This is a genomic window from Micromonospora sp. NBS 11-29 (genome assembly GCF_002140155.1).
Classification (GTDB): domain Bacteria; phylum Actinomycetota; class Actinomycetes; order Mycobacteriales; family Micromonosporaceae; genus Micromonospora.
Genome location: NZ_NAPR01000013.1, coordinates 681,947 through 698,042, shown reverse-complemented (window position 1 = coordinate 698,042; position 16,096 = coordinate 681,947). Strand labels below are relative to the sequence as shown.

The 16,096-nt window shown below is 73.0% G+C and carries 10 protein-coding genes and 1 pseudogene; 5 read left to right on the top strand and 6 right to left on the bottom strand.

Annotated elements, in window-relative coordinates; genetic code table 11:
- The first annotated feature begins 9 nt into the window (after window positions 1–9).
- Window positions 10–651, top strand: coding sequence for a DUF4865 family protein (locus B1205_RS19695; protein ID WP_089156919.1), 642 nt, complete (start codon window positions 10–12; stop codon window positions 649–651).
- Window positions 652–885: 234 nt separating this feature from the next.
- Here B1205_RS19695 and B1205_RS19690 read toward each other — a convergent pair whose 3' ends face one another.
- From B1205_RS19690 to B1205_RS19675, 4 genes are all read right to left on the bottom strand, one after another.
- Window positions 886–3,330 (bottom strand): glycoside hydrolase family 2 protein, encoded by a 2,445-nt coding sequence (locus B1205_RS19690; RefSeq protein ID WP_089156918.1) that lies wholly within the window; start codon window positions 3,328–3,330, stop codon window positions 886–888.
- On the bottom strand, window positions 3,327–4,187 hold the full coding sequence (locus B1205_RS19685) for a carbohydrate ABC transporter permease (RefSeq protein WP_089156917.1): 861 nt from the start codon (window positions 4,185–4,187) through the stop codon (window positions 3,327–3,329). The genes B1205_RS19690 and B1205_RS19685 overlap by 4 nt, the downstream gene beginning before the upstream one ends.
- On the bottom strand, window positions 4,184–5,191 hold the full coding sequence (locus B1205_RS19680) for a carbohydrate ABC transporter permease (RefSeq protein WP_089156916.1): 1,008 nt from the start codon (window positions 5,189–5,191) through the stop codon (window positions 4,184–4,186). The genes B1205_RS19685 and B1205_RS19680 overlap by 4 nt, the downstream gene beginning before the upstream one ends.
- Before the next feature lie 82 nt (window positions 5,192–5,273).
- Complete coding sequence (locus B1205_RS19675; protein WP_089156915.1) at window positions 5,274–6,557, bottom strand: ABC transporter substrate-binding protein; 1,284 nt, start codon at window positions 6,555–6,557, stop codon at window positions 5,274–5,276.
- Between the two features lie 352 nt (window positions 6,558–6,909).
- On the opposite strand from B1205_RS19675, the gene B1205_RS19670 reads away from it, so the two are divergent.
- Entirely contained in the window at window positions 6,910–7,929 is a 1,020-nt protein-coding gene (locus B1205_RS19670) for a LacI family DNA-binding transcriptional regulator (protein ID WP_089156914.1), read from the top strand.
- Between the two features lie 22 nt (window positions 7,930–7,951).
- Here the strand turns inward: B1205_RS19670 and B1205_RS19665 are convergent, their stop codons facing one another.
- Window positions 7,952–10,081, bottom strand: a complete 2,130-nt coding sequence (locus tag B1205_RS19665; protein ID WP_254910051.1) for a bifunctional diguanylate cyclase/phosphodiesterase — start codon at window positions 10,079–10,081, stop codon at window positions 7,952–7,954.
- Window positions 10,082–11,456: 1,375 nt separating this feature from the next.
- On the opposite strand from B1205_RS19665, the pseudogene B1205_RS19660 reads away from it, so the two are divergent.
- Window positions 11,457–11,828, top strand: a pseudogene (locus tag B1205_RS19660) (PH domain-containing protein); the annotation flags it as partial.
- 86 nt (window positions 11,829–11,914) lie between these two features.
- Here B1205_RS19660 and B1205_RS19655 read toward each other — a convergent pair.
- Window positions 11,915–12,841 (bottom strand): 2-hydroxyacid dehydrogenase, encoded by a 927-nt coding sequence (locus B1205_RS19655; protein ID WP_089156912.1) that lies wholly within the window; start codon window positions 12,839–12,841, stop codon window positions 11,915–11,917.
- 141 nt (window positions 12,842–12,982) lie between these two features.
- On the opposite strand from B1205_RS19655, the gene B1205_RS19650 reads away from it, so the two are divergent.
- Both B1205_RS19650 and B1205_RS19645 read left to right on the top strand, forming a co-directional pair.
- Window positions 12,983–14,809, top strand: coding sequence for a SpoIIE family protein phosphatase (locus B1205_RS19650; protein WP_089156911.1), 1,827 nt, complete (start codon window positions 12,983–12,985; stop codon window positions 14,807–14,809).
- 95 nt (window positions 14,810–14,904) lie between these two features.
- Window positions 14,905–16,080, top strand: coding sequence for a PQQ-dependent sugar dehydrogenase (locus tag B1205_RS19645; protein WP_089157101.1), 1,176 nt, complete (start codon window positions 14,905–14,907; stop codon window positions 16,078–16,080).
- The last annotated feature ends 16 nt before the right edge of the window (window positions 16,081–16,096 follow it).

Sequence of the window (16,096 nt, the reverse complement as noted above, 5' to 3'; positions counted from 1 at the left end):
GACGCACCGATGCTCGCGATGCAGTACGAGATCACGCTGCCGGCCGACTACGACATGCGGATCATCCGCGACCGGGTCGCCGCGGGCGGTCACCTGCTCGACGCGTACCCCGGTCTGGGGTTGAAGGCGTTCCTGATCCGCGAACGTGGGGTCGACGGCGCCACCGCGAACCAGTACGCGCCGTTCTATCTGTGGGCCGACGCGGCGGGCGCGGCGTCCTTCCTCTGGTCGGGCGCGGGCTTCACCGCGATCCTGCGCGACTTCGGCCGGCCGGTCGTGCAGACCTGGATCGGCGGCACGGCCCACCAGGCGCCGCGCTGGCGCACTGCACCCGCGTACGGGATGCGGGTGAAGACCGCGCTGGCGGCCGACGCCAACTTCGTGGCCCTCGCCCGCGCGACGGACGCCCGGCTCGCCGATGCCGTGGACGCCGGGCAGGCGCAGCTCGGTGCGTACGGCGTCGACCCGCGCACCTGGGAACTCGTCACCTTCACCCTGCACGAACAGCGCCCCGACCGGGTGCCGGACACCGCCGTGCTGTTCCAGGTGCTGCACACCTCGGCCCCGGAACGTCGACTCCTGCCCGACCGGGTGACTCCCCGTCTCGTCCCACCCCTCGCCCCGACCGGGAAGGAACACGCCGATGCCTGAATCCTCCAGGAGCCTGATGATCCTGATCGCCGGTCCCTACACCTCCGGCACCGGCGGCGACCCGGAGACGCGGTGCTGCAGCTGCCCGGCGAGTCCCGGGGCGCCGGCCAGGACGTGACGATCACCCGTGAGCGCGGCATCCCCATCTACTACGACATCGACGACGTCCCCGGGATGCGGCCGTGTTAAGCGGGGCCCCCGCCTATACCAAATGCGTTAAGCGGGGGCCCCGCCTTACATGTTGACGCAGCGCAACACGGGGCGGCGGGTCAGCGCCGCCGCGTCGAGCGGGCGCGCGGCGCGCACCGTGAAAACGGTGCTCTCCCCCGGCAGCAACGTCACCAGCGCCTCGTCGACCTGCGCGGACGGGTCCAGCCGGTCGGGGAACAGCGTCAGGTCGCGCAGCACCGTCCGCGCGGTCACCCGGATGCGCTGGCCGTCGTCGGCCGGCTCGACCGTCGCCTCCCACTCCGCCGTCGGCCAGTCGATCTCGCGGTCCTCGGCGAAGAACCACAGCGCCCGCTCCGCGCCGTCGCCGGCGTCCGCGACCAGCAGCTCACGGCGGGCGTCGTCGGGCCGCGCCAGCTCCGCCGGCAGCGCCAGCACCACCGAGGAGTACGCCGGGACGTCGAGGTCGACCGAGGTCTTCGCCCTCGGCTCCCCGGTGACGGTGAGCCGGGTGACCGTGGTCGGCCCGGTCCACGCCCGCCCGGTGTCGTTCACCGCGACCAGCGCCAGCCCGCCGTCTCGCGGTTGCACGGTGAGCAGCCGGTCGGCGTAGGCGCGGCGCAGCGCGTACCAGAGGGGTTTGCGTCGGCCGTCGCCGTCGACGGCGGCCCACGAGGTGACCGGCCAGCAGTCGTTGAGCTGCCAGACGATGGTGCCCATGCAGACCGGCCGGTGCGAGCGGAAGTGCTCGACGCCGAGTCCGATGGCGCGAGCCTGGTTGAGCTGGGTGTAGTAGTGCCAGTCGTCGAAGTCGGCGGGCGGTGGCAGGTGGGCGTCGAGGCCGCGTTGGAGCTTGCGGTCGCCGTCGGCGGCCTTCTGGTGGTGGGCCATGCCCGGCGAGTCGTGCGCGAGCGGTTCGTCGGAGAGGGCCCGCCGCAGCGTCGCGTACGCGGGTGGCCCCTGGTAGCCGAACTCGGCGACGAACCGGGGCACGTACTCGCGATATTTGGTGTAGTCGTCGTCGTTCCACACGTCCCAGATGTGCATGGTGCCGTGCGCCGGGTCGTTGGGGTGGCGCTCCTCGGTGCCGGACCACGGGCTGCTCGGCCAGTACGGGACGGTCGGGTCCAGTTCGCCGACGACCGAGGGCAGCAGTTCCAGGTAGTAGCCGCGTCCCCAGGTGCGGTCGGCCAGCGGCTCCTGCCAGTCCCAGTCGTGCCAGCCCCAGATGTTCTCGTTGTTGCCGGTCCAGAGCACCAGCGACGGGTGGCCGGCGAGCCGGGCCACCTGCTCCCGCGCCTCCGCCTCGACCTCGGTGCGGAACGGTTCCTCCTCCGGGTACGCCGCGCAGGCGAACAGGAAGTCCTGCTGCACCAGCAGGCCGAGTGTGTCGGCCAGCTCGTAGAAGTCGTCCGACTCGTACCGGCCGCCGCCCCAGATTCGCAGCAGGTTGACGTTCGCGTCGACCGCCTGGCCGAACCGTTCGGCGAGGCGGGCCCGGGTGACCCGGTTGGGGAACGCGTCGTCGGGGATCCAGTTGACGCCCTTGACGAAGACCGGCACGTCGTTGACGTGCAGCGTGAACGGGGTCCCGTGGGCGTCGGGCGTGGTGTCCAGCCGCAGCGAGCGGAAGCCGATCCGGCGGGACGCGGCGTCCAGCTCGTGGTCGTCGGCGGCGTGCAGCGTCACGTCGAGGTCGTGCAGCGGCTGCTCGCCGTACCCGATCGGCCACCACAGCGCCGGGTCCGGCACGGTGAGCGTGAGCACGGCGGCCCGCTCCCCCGCCGGCACCGTCACCTCGGCGGCGGCCCCGGCGACGGTGGCGCGCACGGTCAGCGGTTCGTCGCCGGCCCGTTCCACGTCGACGTGCAGCGCCACCCGGCCGACACCGCCGTCGACCGTGACCAGCGGCCGGACCGAGGCCAGCCGGGCCGTGGACCAGGCGTGCAGGCCGATCTCCTGCCAGATGCCGGCGGTGACCACGGTCGGTCCCCAGTCCCAGCCGAAGTTGCAGGCGGTCTTGCGGATGAAGTGGAACGGCTCCGGGTACGCGTTGGGCCGGTCGCCGAGCCGCTCCCGGTGCGCCTCGGCATAGCGGTAGGGCGAGTCGAAGCGTACGGCGAGGATGTTCTCCCCCGGTCGCAGCAGCGACCGGATGTCGAACCGGTACGAGCGGTGCTGGTTCTCGGTGCGGCCGACCTCGGTGCCGTTGAGCGTGACCGTGGCGACCGTGTCCAGGCCGGCGCAGACCAGGTCCACCCGGTCGGCGTCGTCGCCGGGCTGCCAGGCGAACGTGGTCCGGTAGACCCAGTCGGTGCGACCGATCCAGTGCAGCCGGTTCTCGTTGTCGTCGAGGTAGGGGTCGGGGATGAGGCCGGCGGCGAGCAGGTCGGTGTGCACGCAGCCGGGCACGGTCGCCGGCACCTCGACCCCCGCGATCTCCGGCGGCACCTGCGGGCCGGGCTCGGGACGCAGCGTCCAACCCTCGTGCAGCAGCGTGGTACGGCTCACGACTTCACCGCGCCTTCCATGATCCCGCGGACGATCTGACGTCCACCGACGAACAGCATGAGCAGCAGGGGGACGGTGGCGATGAACGCGCCGGCCAGCACCCGCCGGTAGATCACATAGTTTCCGCTGGCCAGGTCGGAGACCGCGACCATCGAGGTGGGGAAGTCGGTGCCGCTGAGCGTGATCAGCGGCCACTGGAAGTCGTTCCAGGTGGCCACGAACGTGAGCAGGCCGAGCACCGCGAGGGCCGGGCGGATCGCGGGCAGCACGATGGTGGCGTACACCCGCATGGTCGTGGCGCCGTCGACCCGGGCCGACTCGATCAGCTCGTCCGGGACGGTGTTCACGATGAACTGTCGCATGTAGAACACGCCGAACGCGGTGACCAGGCCGGGCGCGATGACGGCGAGCAGCGTGCCGTTCCAGCCGAGCTTGCCCATCACGATGTAGAGCGCGACGATGCCGAGCTGGTTCGGCACGGTCAGCGTGAGCACCACGAAGAGCATCAGCGCGTTGCTGCCCTTGAAGCGGAGCTTGGCGAAGGCGAAGCCGGCCAGCGAGCAGAAGAACAGCACCGACGCGGTCACCACGGTCGACACGATGACGCTGTTGACCAGCGAGGCGGCGAAGTAGACGTCCTGGAGGGAGAAGACCTCGTCGACGTTGGTCAGGAACTTCTCGCCTGGGACGATCGCCGGTGGCAGCTTCGCCAGCGCCTCGTCGTTGCTGGTGGCGATGACGAACATCCAGTAGAGCGGGAACGCGGCGAAGAGCATGCTGACCGCGAGCAGCAGGTAGGTCCAGAGGCCGGCCGGGGTGTCCTGCGGCGCTCGCGCCACCACACGTCGTGTCGTCACCGACGACCTCCCGAGAGTCGGTTCGTCAGCAGGTAGTTCAGGCCGGCGACGACCAGGATGATCAGGAACAGCGCCCAGGACATGGCCGCGGCGTAGCCGAGGTTCAGGTCCTTCCAGCCGACCTTGTAGATGAGCTGCGCGATGGTCTGCCACTCGCCGTTCGGCCCGCCGGTGGCGGCCTGGGCGTTCGGGTCGAAGAGCATCGGCTCGGTGAAGAGCTGCAACCCGCCGATGGTGGAGAGGATCACGGTGAACACCACCACCGGCTGGATCATCGGGACGGTGATCCGCCAGAGCTGCTTCCACTGGCCGGCGCCGTCGATCGCCGACGCCTCGTAGACGTCGCGCGGGATGGACTGCATGGCGGCCAGGTAGAGCAGCGCGTTGTAGCCGATCCACTTCCAGTTGACCATGGTGGCGATGGCGATCCAGGCGTGCAGCTTGTCCGCCCGCCAGTCGATCGGGTCGTCCGCGCCGCCGATGCCGAGCAGGCCCAGCGCCCAGTTCGCCATGCCGAAGTCGCGGGAGAAGAAGACGCTGAACACCATGGTCGAGGCCACGATCGGCGTCACGTACGGCAGCAGCACGCCGACCCGCCACCAGGTCTGCGCCCGCAGCTTCCGGTTGAGCAGCGAGGCGACCATCAGGGCGAGCAGGAGCTGCGGCAGGGTGGAGAGCAGGAAGATTCCGAAGGTGTTGTAGAGCGCGTTCCAGAAGTCCTCGTCGGCGACGAGGCGGCTGAAGTTCTCGAAGCCCGCCCAGTAGGGCAGCGTCGGGTCGTCCAGGCGGTAGTTGCGCAGCGAGACCACCGCGTTGAACAGCAGCGGGAAGAGCCCGAACACGATGAAGAGCAGGAAGAACGGCGCGATCATGAGGTAGGGCATGTAGCGCATGTCGAAGCGGTACAGCCGGTTGCGCCACGTCAGCCGCGTGTCGTCGGCCCCGCCGCGCTCGCGCGCGGGTCGGCGGCTCGGCGGCGCGGGCGCGGCACGGGTGCTGGACATCGGGGTCACTCCAGGGCCGAGGAGGGTGGACGGGGTACGGCGGCGCCGGAGCGGGTTCGGGTCCCGCCCCGGCGCCGGTGCGTCAGGACTTGGCGGCCTTGTCGGCCTCCTTGACCGCCTCGTTCCAGGCGGCGTCCGGCTTCAGCGTCTTGTTCTCCACCCGCCGGATGACGTTCTCCACCGCGACCCGGGTCGGGCCGTTCTTCTTGCCCAGGTACTGCGGGGTGAGGCCCTGCGCCATCTTCGGGAAGATCTGGCCGACCGGGGCGTCGTTGAAGAACGGGTTCTTGAAGTCGGCGATGGCCGGGTCGGCGTAGAGCGCCGGCTGCGACGGCAGGTTGCCGACCTTCTTGAAGATCTCGATCTGCTGCTCCGGCGCGACCAGCCACTCCAGCAGCTTGTACGCCTCGTCGACGTTCTTGCCCTGCTTGGGGATGGTCAGGAACGACCCGCCCCAGTTGCCGCCGCCGCCGGGGACCGCGGCGATGTCCCACTTGCCCTGGGTGCCGGGCGCGGTGTCCTTGATGTGGCCGAGCATCCACGCCGGGCAGGCGAGCACCGCGAACGCGCCGCTGGTGAAGCCCTTGTCCCAGTCGGCCTGGAAGCTGACCAGGTTGGCGGAGAGCCCGCCCTGGACGGCCTTGACCGTGTAGTCGAACGCGACCTTCGGGCCCTGCTCCATCTGGAGCTGCTCCTGGTCGTTGTAGAAGCCGACCTGCTGCTGCCCGAGAATCGGGTTGAACAGGTTGGTGCCGGCGTCGAGGAACTTCTTCTTCGTCTTGCCGGTGTACTGCTGGCCGACCTCCAGGAACTTGTCCCAGGTGGGCCAGAGCGCGGAGACCTGGTCGCGGTCGGTGGGCAGGCCGGCGGCCTTGAACAGGTCGGTGCGGTAGCACATGGCCAGGCCGCCGACGTCGGTGCCGAGACCGATCTGCGTCTTGCCGTCGGCGGACAGCGACTGCTTCCACTTCCAGGGCAGGTACTTGCTCTCGTACGACCCGGCGCCCTTGTCCAGCAGGTTGACGAACTTGTCGGACTGGCTGCGGAACTGGACCATGAAGCCCTCGTCGATCGCCGCGATGTCCGGCGCGCCGTTGCCGGCGACGAGCTTCTTCTGCAGATCCTCGTGCTGGGCGTTGTACTCACCCGAGTTGAGCTGGATCTTGACGTTCGGGTGGTCGGCCTCGTACCTCGTCTTGAGGTCCTGGAGGCCGAAGTCGCCCCAGAAATTGATCTTCAAGGTGACCTGGCCGTCGGCTGCGTTCCCGCCGTCGGTGGTGCTCCTGCCGCTACAGGCGGCGACCATGACCAGGCTGACGGCACCGACGGCGGCGGTACGCGCCCAGTGCGTCCAGGACCGTTTCATGCTTCCTCCGCGCCAAATGGGAACGCTCCCGGTATCGAGAGGCGTTGACTGAACCGGATAAGTGAGGCCACCGTACGGTTCACCCCCGACACTGTCAACGGCCGGTTAACAGCGAGGCCAAGCGGTAACCAGCCGGCGCCCTGGGAGCGCGACCAGGCGTGGTGGCACCCCCTCCGGGGGCAGGTCGGCCCGGGGCCGCGGAGAGGGCCACGGACGTACGCTGAACCGCGCAAGTGGGCACCCCCCGTGCCGCACCCGACCGGCCGGATCCGGTGCAGTAGCGTCACAGCCGCCGGACCAGCCGGCGGTCGAACACGCCCGCGAGGGCCGGACACAGTGGAGGAGCGCTTCGGTGAAGCGGCCGACCATCGCCGACGTCGCCCGGCGTGCCGGGGTCTCCAAGGGCGCGGTGTCGTACGCGCTGAACGGGCAGCCCGGCGTCTCCGAGGCAACCCGCCGGCGCATCCTCGCGATCGCCGCCGAGATCGGGTTCAGCCCGAGCAGCGCCGCCCGCGCGCTCTCCGGCGCCAGCGCCCGGGCGGTCGGCCTGGCCCTCTGCCGACCCGCCCGGATACTGGGCATCGAGCCGTTCTTCATGGAGCTGATCAGCGGCGTCGAGGCCGAGCTGTCGGCCCGGTCGTACGCGCTGACCCTCCAGGTGGTCACCGACCAGGAGGCGGAGATCGCGGTCTACCGCCGGTGGTGGGCCGAGCGGCGGGTCGACGGGGTCTTCGTCTGCGACCTGCGCATCGACGACCGGCGGGTGCCGGCGCTGGAGGAGCTGCAACTGCCCGCCGTGGTGATCGGCGGCCCCGGGCACACCGGCGGGCTGGCCAGCATCTGGTCCGACGAACCGGCGGCCCTGGTCGAGACGGTGGAATACCTGGTCGCGCTCGGCCACCGGCGGATCGCCCGGGTCGGCGGCCTGCCCGGGCTGCTGCACACCGAGATCCGCACCGACGCGTTCAACGACCTGTGCCGGCGACTCGGGCTGGACGAGGCGAGCACGGTCTGGTCCGACTACACCGGCGAGGAGGGCGCGCGGGCCACCCGACGGCTGCTCAGCTCCGCCACGCGCCCCACGGCGGTGATCTACGACAACGACGTGATGGCGATCGCCGGCCTCGCCGTGGCGCAGGAGATGGGGCTGGGCGTCCCCGGCGACCTCTCCATCGTGGCCTGGGACGACTCCCCACTCTGCCAGCTCGTGCACCCGCCGCTGACCGCGCTGGGCCGGGACATCCCGGCGTACGGGGCGAACGCCGCCCGGCAGCTCCTCGCCGTGATCGCCGGCGAGCCGGTGACCGGCCTCCAGGACGAGACCGCCCACCTGACGCCGCGCGGCAGCACTGCCCCGCCCCGAATCCACTGAACCGGTTAAGCAGCGGCGGTCGTCAGCGCAACGTCGAGGGGAACTCCTCGAACCACGCCTCGACCCGCTCCGCGGTCGCCGGCCGGGCCAACGCGAAGCCCTGCCCGTACCGGCAGCCGGCCCGCCGCGCCCCGTCCACCTGGCCGTCCGACTCCAGCCCCTCGACCACCATCTCCACGCCCAGCCGGTCGCCCAGGTTCGCCACCACGTCGATCAGCGGGCGCTGCCCGTCCGCACCCGGCACGACCAGGTGCGGGCCCACCTTGAGCAGGTCGATCGGCAGCCGGCGGAGCTGGGCCAGCGAGGCGTGCTCGGCCCGGAAGTCGTCCAACGCGGTCCGCACGCCGAGCGACCGCAGGCCGGCGAGCCGCGCCACCACGGTCGACAACTCCGGCCCCACCGCCGGCTCGGCCACCTCCACCACCAGCCGTTCCGGCGGCACGTCGTACGCGGCCAGCGCGGTCGCGGTGCGGGCCACGAAATCCGTTGCCGCCAGCTCCCGCGGCGTCACGTTCACCGCCATCCACAGCTCGCGGCCCCCCTCCGACCAGACGGCGAGCTGCCGGCAGGCGCGGTCCACCACCCAGCGGCCGACCTCGCCGAGCAGGTCGAGATCGGCCGCCACCGGCAGCAGCTCCGCCGGGAGGACGGTGCCCAGCACCGGGCTGCGCCAGCGCAGCAGCGCCTCGGTGCCCACCGGCATCCGGTCGGCGAGCGCCACCACCGGCTGGTAGACCAGGTCCAGCTCGCCCCGGGCCACCGCGCCGGGCAGCTCCCGTTCCAGGTCCAGCCGACGGACCAACTGCTCCTCCAGGTAGGCGTCGTACCACTCGATCCGGTCCCGGCCGAGCTGCACCGCGCGCCGCCGGGCCAGGTCGGCCTGGCGCAACACGACCTCCGGGTCGCCGCCGGTGGTCTCGGCGAGCCCGACGCCGACCCGGACCACACCCCCGGGACCCGGGTACGGCTCGGTGAGCGCCGCCAGCAGCCGGGTTCCCAACGCGTACGCGAGCACCGGCCCGAGATCCGTGACCACCGCGAACTCGGTGTCGCCGAGCCGGGCGACCAGGTCGTGCGTCCCGCACCCGGCGCGCAGCCGCCGCACCACCTCGGCCGGCACCGACCCGTCCGGCGCCATCCCGTCCTCGCCGTGCAGGTCGACCACGAGCAGCGCGCCGCCGCTGCGCCGGGACAGCGCCAGGATCACGTCCTCCCGGGTAGACGGCACAGGCTCACCGTCGACCCGGGCCGAGGGGGCGACCTCACCGCCGTCCCGGCCCGACGAGGCAGGCTCACCGCCGGCCCGGCCCGACGAGGCGAGCCCACCGCTGTCCCGAGTCGACACCCCGGGCTCACCGGCCTCGCCGTTCGCGTCGACGAGCCGCCGCAGCGACGCCTCGCTGGCCGCGAGCCGCTCCACCCGGCGGCGCTGGTCCGCGGCGGTCAGCAGCTCACCCACCATGATCAGCGGGATGACCGCCAACCCCAGGGCCATCGCCGCGGGGGTGAACTCCCTCGACGTACCCAGATGAATCCCGGCGGCCAGCGCGGCTACCCCGGCCGGCGCGGTGAGCCGGGGCCAACCGGCCGGCGCGGCGCCCCGGTCCGGTCGCTCCCCCATCGAGGTACGCCGGGCGCCCGCCGCGGTCAGCAGCGCACCGGCCAGCAGCGGAGGCGCGACGGCCGAGAGGGCCCGATCCGGCGCGTCGTACGCCAGCAGCACCGCGAGCAACGCCAGCCCGCCCACAGTGAACCCGGCCCCGGCGTGGCAGCGCGCCGCACCGGGCCGGCGCCGACGCTCGGCCACCGCCGCCATCGCGAGCACGGCCACCGCCGCCGCCCCGCCCACACCGGCGACCCGGACGGCCGGCGGCACCGGCCCGGCCGGCAGCAGCATCCAACCGGCGAACACCACACTGACACCGAGGGCGAGCACGTCGACGGTACGGCGCAGCCGCTCCCGGCCGGGCAGCCGGGAACGGCCCGGCAGGCGGAGCAGCGCCACGACGTACAGCGGGGCGGTCAGGCCGAAACCGACCAGCGCGACCGGCAGCCGGTGCGCCGGATCGCTCAACGGCAGCACCGCGATGGTGAGGCCGGCGACCAGGACGGCAGCATCGAGGATCGCGGCGACCCGACGGGACAGCGCCACCCGCCGGGCCCGCCGTCCGGTCGCCCCACCCGGCCCGGCGCCCTCGGCTCGGCCGGCTCTCTCGGCCCTCTCAGCTCTCCCGGCTTCCCCCGCGCTCTCGACTCTCCCGGCCGACGCCGGCCCGGGCATCGAGTCCACGGCGGAAGCGCCCGGAGCGGGCCGGGACCCGGCACCAGCCGGACCAGGCCGGCGCGCAGCGTTCACGGAATCAGTCGAACCCGGCCAGCGCGCGGAGTCCACCGGCCCAGCCGGACCAGGCCGGCGCGCGGACTCCACTGATCCAGCCGGACCAGGCCGGAGCACAGCGTCAACGGAATCAGTCGAACCCGGCCAGCGCGCGGCGTTCACGGGATCAGTCGAACCAGGCCGGGGCGCGGCGTTCACGGAATCGGTTGGACCCGCTCGAAAGGCGGCGCCGCTGTTCGGGCCGGCCGGACCAGAACGGAGCGGGATGCCGTCGACCGGGCCGGTCGGGCCGGGCCGGGGGGCGGCGCAACCGGCGACGTCGCCCGGAGGCACGGCACGCTCCGGCCGCGGGACGGCACGGCGCGTCGGAGCGGGCGTGGGCGGCACACCGGCCAGCCAGGCGAGCCGGACACAGGCCAGGGCGGAGCCCCCGGCGACGGCGAGCGCCGCTGCGGCGGGGCCAGGGATCGCCCCGACGACGCCGGCCAGGACGAAGATCGCGCCGCTGAGCGACACGGCGAGTTCGGGCAGGTGCAGCGGCCGATGGGGATCGGCGGCGGGAGGGATGACGGGCACGGCGGTCGCCTTCGTGAGGGGGCACGGGGCGGTGCGGTTGCGGTGCGACGTGCGAGCCGAAGATCGACTCTTCCGCAGCGGCGGGGACCGCTGCGGGCCACGCCTAAGAACGATCCCGGACCCCTTCAGGTGACGCCACCCCCATAGTGACCTCCATCACATCCGTTCTCCGGCCAGAACCTCTCCGCATGCCGAAAACCCTCACCTGGCCCGCCCTCTTCCCAGAGAGAATTCGGCTAGGTGGCGTAGCCGGTTCGGTGAAGTGGCGGCATCGCCCCACCGGGAAGGCTCCACTTCGGCGAAATGGTGTCGGCCCCGCCGCTGAGCCACCAGGTACGGCCATCACCAGGGCGAGCGATATGACACAGGGGCATAATAATGCCTGAGGGTCATATCGCGTGAGAGTGAGTGCTTCTCTGGTGCGGGAGGTCCGGGCACGGAGCGGCCGGCGGCACGGTCCCGGCTCAAGGCGCTGGGCGGAACGGGTCCGGCTCAGGGCGCTGGGCGGGGCGCGCTCGATCGGGCGGGCCGAGGGCCACGACCGGGCGGCGGAGTGCGGCCGAGGAACCGGGCTGGGCCGAGGACCGGGCTGGCCGGATGCGATCATCGGAGGGTGAGCCGCGCCGACACCGTCCATTTCCGCCACAACCAGGCCATCCTGGTCGCCGCGATCGTCGCCTTCATCGGCGCGCTGCCATTGGCCACCGCCCGTTGGTGGCTGCTCTGGGTGCTACTCGTTCCGCTGGTGACCGGCGCCTGGGCGTGGCGGGCCGGCACCGACGCTGACAGCCGGGAGCTGCGGCTGCGGGCGCTCCTCGGGCACCGACGGGTGCCGTGGACCCGGGTGGCCGAGCTGACCGGTGACCCGCGCGGCCGGGCGGTCGCCCGACTCGACGACGGTCAGGTGCTCGTGCTGCCCGCGGTACGCGCCACCGACCTACCCCGACTGGTCTCCGCCACCGGCCAGACCCTGCCCGGCGACGCCGACGGACAGAGCGTGCCCGGCGACGCCGACGGACAGAGCGTGCCCGGCGACGCCGACGGACAGAGCCTGCCCGGCGACGGCCCGGGTCAGTAGCCGTCCGTCACCCGGTTTGTCAGCTCCTGCCCGGCTGCGAAGCGACGCAACTGCTCCCCCACCAGCCGGTACGCCCGTGGCAGCAGGCCCCGTACCGAGCCGGCGACGTGCGGGGTGAGCAGCACGTTCGGCAGTTCCCACAGCGGATGGTCCGCGGGCAGCGGCTCCGGGTCGGTGACGTCCAGCGCGGCCCGGAGCCGCCCCGACGCCAGCTCGGCGACGAGCGCGGGAGTGCGGGCCACCGGCCCCCGCGCGGCGTTCACCAGCAGCGCGCCGTCCGGCATCGCGGCGAGGAAGTCCTCGTTGACCAGGCCCCGGGTCTGCTCGGTCAGCGGCACCAGCAGCACCACCACGTCGGCCTCGGGCAGCAGGTGCGGAAGCTCGGACACCCCGTGCACCCGGTCGGCGGGGCGGGGCGTGCGGGCGACCAGCGTGAAGCTCACCTCGAACGGGGCGAGCCGGGCGCGTACCGCCGCCCCGATCGAGCCGGCGCCGACGATCAGCACCCGCTTGCCGGCCAGCTCGTCGGTCGGCGCCACCTCGTCGTACGCCCACTGCCGCCGGGCCTGCGCCCGGGCCAACGGCGCGAAGCCGCGCAACGCGGCGAGGATCGCGGTGACCACCCACTCGGCGGTGGCGGAGTCGTGCACCCCCCGGGCGTCGCAGAGCGTCACGCCGTCGGGCACCCGGCCCACCCAGGCGTCCGCGCCGGCGGAGAGGAGCTGCACCACCTCGACGTCCGGCAGCTCGGCCAGGAACGCGCCGGCGTCCGAGCCGGACAGGAACGGTGGCACCCAGAACCGCACGTCGGCCGGGGACGACGGCGGCCGGGCCGGGTCCGCCAACAGCTCCACGGTGACGTCGGGCGGCAGGTCACCGAGCAGCCGGCGGCCCTCGGGGTGCGGAATCCACGCTTTCACGACCGCCGACGATATCCGTTCCGGCAGGTCCGCGCCGTGCGAGCCGTGACGAACGCCCCGCCGAGGTTCGGACACCCGTGCGACAGGGTTTAATCGAGGGCGGGATGCCGACCGGCGTCCGGTGGCCGGGGACGGGTGGCGATGAGCGAGGACGGCACAGAGCGGACGGCTGTGCCGATTCCGGCCCTGTCCGACCCCGACCGGCTGCGCTCCCTGGCGGAGACCCGCCTCGACTCCGCGCCGGACGAGGCGTTCGACCGGTTCGCGCGCCTGGTCGGCGACCTGCTCGACGTACCGGTCGCGCTGGTTTCCCTGGTCGACGCGGACCGTCAGTTCTTTCCCGGCGCGACCGGGCTGCCGGAGCCCTGGGCGGCCCGCCGGGAGACGCCGCTCAGTCATTCGTTCTGCCAGCACGTCATCGACATCGAGATGCCGATGGTGCTGCCCGACGCCCGGCTCTACCCCCGGGTGCGGCTCAACCTGGCCATCGAGGACCTGGGCGTGGTGGCGTACGCCGGGATGCCCCTGACCGACCTGGACGGGCGGGTGCTCGGCTCGCTCTGCGCCATCGACAGCAAGCCCCGGGCCTGGACCAGGGAGCAGTTGCGTACGCTGGCCGACCTGGCCGCCGCCTGCTCCTCGGAGCTGCGGCTGCGGATCGCGGTCCGCAGTGCCGAGCAGGCCCGCCGCAGCGCGGAGCAGGCCCGCCGCCGCGCCGAGGAGGCGCACGACCGACTCGCCATGCTGGCCGGGATGAGCGAGATGCTCGGTGGCACGCTGGACGTGTCCACCACCGTCGACCGGCTCGCGCACGCCATGGTGCCGCTGCTCGCCGACTGGTGCCTGATCACGCTCGTCGACCCGGCGGGCCGACCGCGCGGCGTCTCCGGCGTGCACCGGGATCGGGAACGCGCCGCCGACCTGGCCCGCTTCGCCGCGCTGTTGACCACGGGGCTCGGCCCGGAGTCGTTGATCCGGTCGGTGCTGCGGACCGGGCGGCCGGTGATGCGCGGCACCGCCGACATCGAGGACGTGGCGCGCGGCACCACCCGGCCGGAGCTGGTCGGGCTGGCCGCGCAACTCGGCATCGGCTCGCACCTGACCGTGCCGATCACCGCCGCCGGCGACCGGATCATCGGCGCGGTCACCCTGGTCAACCGGCCCGGACGGCGCAGCTTCGACGCGAGCGACCTGCGGACCGCGCAGGACATCGGGGTACGGGCCGGGCAGGCGGTCGGCAACAGCCGGCTCTTCGGCGAGCAGCGGCACGTCGCGGAGGTGCTCCAGCACAGCATGCTGCCCACGCTGCCGAGCGTGCCGGGGATCGAGCTGGCTGCCCGCTACCTGCCGGCGGCCGACCGGGTCGAGGTGGGCGGCGACTGGTACGACGCGTTCGTCCAGCCCGACGGCGATCTGGTCGCCGCGATCGGCGACGTCGCCGGCCACGACATCGAGGCGGCGGCGACCATGGGCCAGCTCCGCAACCTGGTGCGGGGCAACGCGTACGGGCGGGACGACCCGGTGGAGGAGTTGGTGGCCAACCTCGACCGGGCCATCCGCGGGCTCCGGGTGCCCACCGTCGCCACGGCGGTGCTGGCCCGGATTCGTCCGGACGCCGACGGCCTGCGGGTCTGCTGGTGCAACGCCGGGCACCCGCCGCCGCTGCTGCTGCGCACCGACGGCACGGTGTCGGTGGCGCGTGGGCGCGGCCCGCTGCTCGGCCTGGCCCGCCCGCCGCAGCGGACCAGCCGGACGACGACCCTCGCCCCGGGCGACACGCTGCTGCTGTTCACCGACGGGCTGATCGAGCGCCGGGACCAGTCGATCGACGAGGGGCAGGCGGAGCTGATCGGGCAGCTCGCGGCCGCCGGCTCCGGGCTGTCACTGGCCGCTCTCTGTGACCGGCTGCTCGCCGCCGCGCACCGCCGTGAGGACGACGTCGCCCTGCTCGCCCTGCGTGCCGGCTGAAACGCCGTAGCATCCGACCACCCGAACGGTCGCGCCAGCCGTCGGCAGGGCTCGACCCGCCCGGTTCGTCGGTTCGCCCGGCTAGGCTGGTGCGGGTGAGCCCGCGTCTGACGTACCCCCGCATCCGCCGCCTCCGGACGGCGCTGGCGGCATCCTGCGCGACGCTGCTGCTGGGCACCGCCGGCTGCGCCCTCGGCGAACCCGAGCCGGACCCGGCCGGCGAGCCGCCCAACCTGCCGTCGCCGTCGAGCACGGCCAGCCCCGGTGGGGCCGGCCAGCAGGTGGTGGCCACGGTCCTGGCGAAGGGGCTGGAGGTGCCGTGGGCGATCGCGTTCCTGCCCGACGGCGCGGCGTTGGTGACCGAGCGGGACAGCGGGCGGATCCTCCAGGTCGGCCCGGAGTCCGGGCCGGACGGGCTCAGCGTGCGGCCGGTGCAGACCGTGCCGGGCGTGGCGGCCGGCGGCGAGGGTGGCCTGCTGGGCATCGCCGTCTCACCCGGCTACGCGCGGGACCGGACGCTCTTCGTCTACTACACGGCCGAGAACGACAACCGGATCGCGAAGCTGCGGCTCGGCCAGCCGCCGACGCCGATCCTCACCGGCATCCCCAAGGCCGGCAACCACGACGGCGGCGGGTTGGGTTTCGGCCCGGACGGCTATCTCTACGCCAGCACCGGGGACGCCGGGCGCACCGCGAACGCACAGGATCCGAAGAGCCTCGGCGGCAAGATCCTCCGGATCACCCCGGACGGCAAGCCGGCACCCGGCAACCCGACCGCCGGTTCGCCGGTCTGGTCGTCCGGGCACCGCAACGTGCAGGGCTTCGCCTGGGCGGCGAACAAGCGGATGTACGCCGTGGAGTTCGGCCAGAACACCTGGGACGAGATCAACGAGATCAACCAGGGCGGCAACTACGGGTGGCCGCAGGTCGAGGGGCGAAGCGACGACAAGCGTTACGTGAACCCGATCGTGCAGTGGCGCACCGCCGACGCGTCCTGTTCCGGGCTGGCCGCGGTGGATCAACTGCTGGTCACCGCCTGCCTGCGCGGCCAACGGCTCTGGCTGGTCGAACTCGCCGGCAACGGCACCGTCCTGGGCCAGCCACGCGAGTTGCTCACCGGCCGGTACGGTCGACTGCGCGCCGCCGCCGTGGCGCCGGACGGCTCGATCTGGGTCAGCACCTCGAACCGGGACGGCCGGGGCGAACCAGCCGCCGAGGACGACCGCATCCTGCGGCTGGTCTTCGCCGACGGCGGCGCCGGCCGAAGCTGACCCACCTCCGGCGGGT

Bases quoted from the DNA above. Each gene is read 5' to 3' on its own strand.
- B1205_RS19675 (WP_089156915.1), bottom strand. From the start codon at position 6,557: ATGAAACGGTCCTGGACGCACTGGGCGCGTACCGCCGCCGTCGGTGCC.
- B1205_RS19695 (WP_089156919.1), top strand. From the start codon at position 10: ATGCTCGCGATGCAGTACGAGATCACGCTGCCGGCCGACTACGACATG.
- B1205_RS19650 (WP_089156911.1), top strand. From the start codon at position 12,983: ATGAGCGAGGACGGCACAGAGCGGACGGCTGTGCCGATTCCGGCCCTG.
- B1205_RS19680 (WP_089156916.1), bottom strand. From the start codon at position 5,191: ATGTCCAGCACCCGTGCCGCGCCCGCGCCGCCGAGCCGCCGACCCGCG.